This is a genomic window from Kitasatospora sp. NPDC058406 (assembly GCF_042722765.1).
Taxonomy (GTDB): Bacteria; Actinomycetota; Actinomycetes; order Streptomycetales; family Streptomycetaceae; genus Kitasatospora.
The window spans coordinates 1-3440 of sequence record NZ_JBHXKE010000442.1 but is presented as its reverse complement, the minus strand read 5'-3'; the positions used below and the strand labels follow the sequence as shown (position 1 = coordinate 3440).

At 71.0% G+C, this 3440-nt stretch carries 3 protein-coding genes; 1 reads left to right on the top strand and 2 read right to left on the bottom strand.

All coding sequences use genetic code 11. The annotated features are described in order from the left end of the window. Positions 1-54 precede the first annotated feature (54 nt). A complete protein-coding gene (locus tag ACFWOG_RS40180) occupies positions 55-720 on the bottom strand; it encodes a DUF6230 family protein (protein ID WP_329882985.1) in 666 nt (221 codons plus the stop codon). A gap of 635 nt (positions 721-1355) precedes the next feature. Further along, complete coding sequence (locus ACFWOG_RS40175) at positions 1356-2351, bottom strand: tetratricopeptide repeat protein (protein ID WP_329952209.1); 996 nt, start codon at positions 2349-2351, stop codon at positions 1356-1358. Between the two features lie 503 nt (positions 2352-2854). Here ACFWOG_RS40175 and ACFWOG_RS40170 point away from each other — a divergent pair. Continuing rightward, positions 2855-3415, top strand: coding sequence for a TetR/AcrR family transcriptional regulator (locus tag ACFWOG_RS40170; protein WP_329883200.1), 561 nt, complete (start codon positions 2855-2857; stop codon positions 3413-3415). The last annotated feature ends 25 nt before the right edge of the window (positions 3416-3440 follow it).

Here is a 3440-nt window from a genome sequence, read left to right as displayed (position 1 = left end):
GCCCTGAAGGACCCCTCACTCGGGTGCGCCGACCGGCGCACCGTCAGACGAGGCTCAGAAGCACTCGTTGCCCGGGCCGTCGCCGCTCTTGAGCTTGAGGCTCAGACCGTTGAGGACGAAGGTGCCGGCCGACGTGGCGCGTGCGACCTGCTCGACGCCGGTGAGGTCGGCCTCCCTGGCGGCCTGGGCGAAGCCGACGGCGCCGGTCGGAAGCTTCTTGCCGGCTTCCTTGAGGGCCGGGTGGCCCTTCCAGCCCTGGGTCGCCGAACCGGTGAGGGTCGAGGCGTCCTGACCGATGTTGATGTCGGTGAACTTCGCGTCGGCCTTCAGCTGCTCCAGGTCGATCAGCAGGTTGTGCGCGGTGACCGGCTTGTCCTTGTCGGTGCCGGCGTTCAGCTGGAGGGTGATCTTGCCGAGGCCGAGCGCCGAGAGGTCGGTCACCACCGACTGGCAGAGGTTCTCGATGATGGCGTCGTCGAAGGCCGAGACGGCGACCGGGTGCGGCGTGCCGTTGGCCTCGATGTCGACCGTGCCGAACTGGGCGAAGTTGGTGCCCTTGAGGTGCGAGGTCTTCACCTTGAACTGCTGGCCCGAGATGCTGAACGACGCCGCGAGCGCGCTGTTGGCGATCGAGACGCCGACCATCGCGGTGGCCGCGACGCTCGGCACCATCACCAGGGCGAAGCGCTTCCAGCGGGTCTTGCCGTGGGTCTGGGACATGCGTGTCCTCCTATCGGACGTACATCTCCGGCTCCCCGGCGGTGCGTCCCGCACCGGTGGGGGGCCTGGGATGGGAGAGAGCTACGTCCTCGGTAGCGGAGAGCGCCGTGACAACACGGGCGATCCCCCCGAGCGACAACCAGTGACCGCGCGGGCAGCGCGGCCTGACGAAGGACAGGAACCGCCGTGGGACCGCGGATACCCCCCTGCCTTCATGCCGGCGGCCGGGGCCGACGGCTGCCCGGTGGGGATCCCCCGCTCCGTCGTCCCCGGCCGGCTGCCGGGAGTTGGAGTGTGGGGACCGGGCGTGCCGATGCTGCTCGAATCCCGGGCTGAGCACAAGAGGTTCATTACTGACGGGTAATCCAACATCGGACGGCGATGATCATGGAATGAGCCACATGAACACGCAGAGTCACGAATTGAAGGAATGGTGACGGCGAAATCCCCCGGAAACATCAGCGAAACACCCGTGGACGGTCACATGTCGTGACCGTCCACGGGTGTTGTCAAGATTTGGTAAACCTCTGGCGCGGCGACCGGATTGTCGCCAAATCACCAGCGGCACCGCAGGTCGTCCACCGTGCCGGAACAGCGGCCTCCGGCCCGCCCGGCGGGCCCGGAACGACAGGGCCTCAGAAGAGCACGCGCGCCAGTGCCTGGCGGGCCGCCGTGACCCTCGGGTCCTCGGTGCCGATGACCTCGAACAGCTCCAACAGCCGGACCCGGACGGCGTTCCGCTCCTCGCCGAAGGTCCTGCCCACCGTGTTGACCAGGCGGCCGAACGCGTCCTCGACGTGCCCGCCCACCAGGTCCAGGTCGGCCGCCTGCAGCTGCACCTCGACGTTCTTCGGGTCCGCGGCGGCCGCGGCCCGGACCGCCTGCAGGTCCAGACCCTCCACCCGGCGGAGCAGCTCCGCCTGGGCCAGGCCGAGCTTCGCCTCGGTGTTGCCCGGCTGCTCGGCCAGCACGTTCTCGTACGCCTGGACGGCGCCGCCCAGGTCGCCCCGGTCCAGCGCGTCGTGCGCCGCCGCCAGGGCCGGGTCCTCGGGCCTGCCCGGCGCCTCGGCGGACTCGGCGCCGCCCGGCAGACCGGCACCGCCGACGATGCCGAAGCGCTGCTCGGCGACCAGGATCAGCTGGTCCAGCACCTTGCGGACGTTGGCCTCGTTCTCGGCGCCCTGGAAGAGGGGCACCAGCTGGCCGGCCACCACGGCCATCACGGCCGGGATGCCCTGGATGCCGAACTGCTGGGCGATCAGCTGGTTGCTGTCGACGTCGATCTTGGCGAGCACGATCCGGCCGGCGTACTCCTCGGCCAGACGCTCCAGGATCGGACTGAGCTGCTTGCAGGGCCCGCACCACTCGGCCCAGAAGTCGATGACGACCGGCACCTCGGTGGAGCGCTGGACGACCTCGGTCTCGAAGGTGTCCTCGGTGACATCGATGACGAGCGGGTAGTCGACCCCGACCGGGGCGACTCCGTCCTCCTCGGCGGCGGCCGCCTGGCGGGCCCGCTCGGCCCGGGCCTGCTCGGCCTTCTGGGCAGCTTCGCCGGCTGCCTTCACTGCGGCGAGATCGACCGCACCGCGCAGGGCGGAGCTGTTGGGACGCGAATTCCGTGGCTGCATGGCACCATCCTCCCCCGTCCGCCCTGCCTGCGGGCACCACCTTCCGGAAAACCGACCCGCGCGGGCTGCGCGGCCTCGATTCCCCCGGTGGAGAACCCGACCCCCGATAACCTGAACCGTTCGGTGCGGATCCCCATCCGCACCCGTGCCGCTCCCGTCCCACGGGGTGGCGGCGCCTGGTCGTCGTCAGCTTTCGCTACGAGTCGTAGCGTAACTGGATCGAGGGCACCCGCCGCAACCCCCGCCGGCACTCCCGCAACGTGAGCTGCCCCACTTTCCGGCTCGGCCCGGCTGACCTGGACACGGTGAAGTCGCTACCGTTACCAGCCCCACCCATGTTACTTACCGGTAAACTGCAAGGAGGCCCGGTGCCGGCCCCCCAGCCCCCCGTGACCCCGGCGCACCCGGCCCGCCCGGACGAACCTCCGGAAACCCCGGAGAACCCCGACGGCGCGACCGTCCGCGCCAAGGGTCGTCCACGCAGCGCGGCCGCCGACCGCGCCATCCTGGACGCCACCCGCGAGACCCTCGCCGACCTCGGCTGGGGCGGTCTCACCATGGGCCACGTCGCCACCCGCGCGGGCGTCGCCAAGACCACCCTGTACCGGCGCTGGCCGTCCAAGAACGAGCTGGTGGTGGACGCCGTCGCCAGCCTCTTCGACGAGCTGGTGATGCCCGACCTGGGCAGCCTGCGGGCCGACATCGAGGGCGTGGTCGCCCAGTTCGCCGACCTGCTGGCCCGACCGGAGACCCAGGCGGCCCTGCTCGCCCTGTTCGCCGAGGGCACCCGCGACCGGCAGCTGCGCCGGCGGATCCGCGAGGCGATCGTCGACCCCCAGAAGAGACTGGTCCGGCAGGGCAGGGCCGCCGCCCAGGCGCGCGGCGAGCTGGCCCCGGACTGCGACGAGAAGACCGCCGGGGAGGAGATCGACATCATCTTCGACACCATCGCCGGGACGGTCGAGCACCGGGTGCTGGTCAGCGGCGAGCCGATCACCGGCGAGTGGACCCGGCGGTTCACCAACCTGCTGCTCGGGCCGTTCCCCAGCCTGCTGGCACCCTGACGGCGCCGCCGGAGCCGTCCGGCGG

Coding starts and splice junctions, on each gene's coding strand:
- ACFWOG_RS40180 (WP_329882985.1), bottom strand. CDS start 720: ATGTCCCAGACCCACGGCAAGACCCGCTGGAAGCGCTTCGCCCTGGTG.
- ACFWOG_RS40175 (WP_329952209.1), bottom strand. CDS start 2,351: ATGCAGCCACGGAATTCGCGTCCCAACAGCTCCGCCCTGCGCGGTGCG.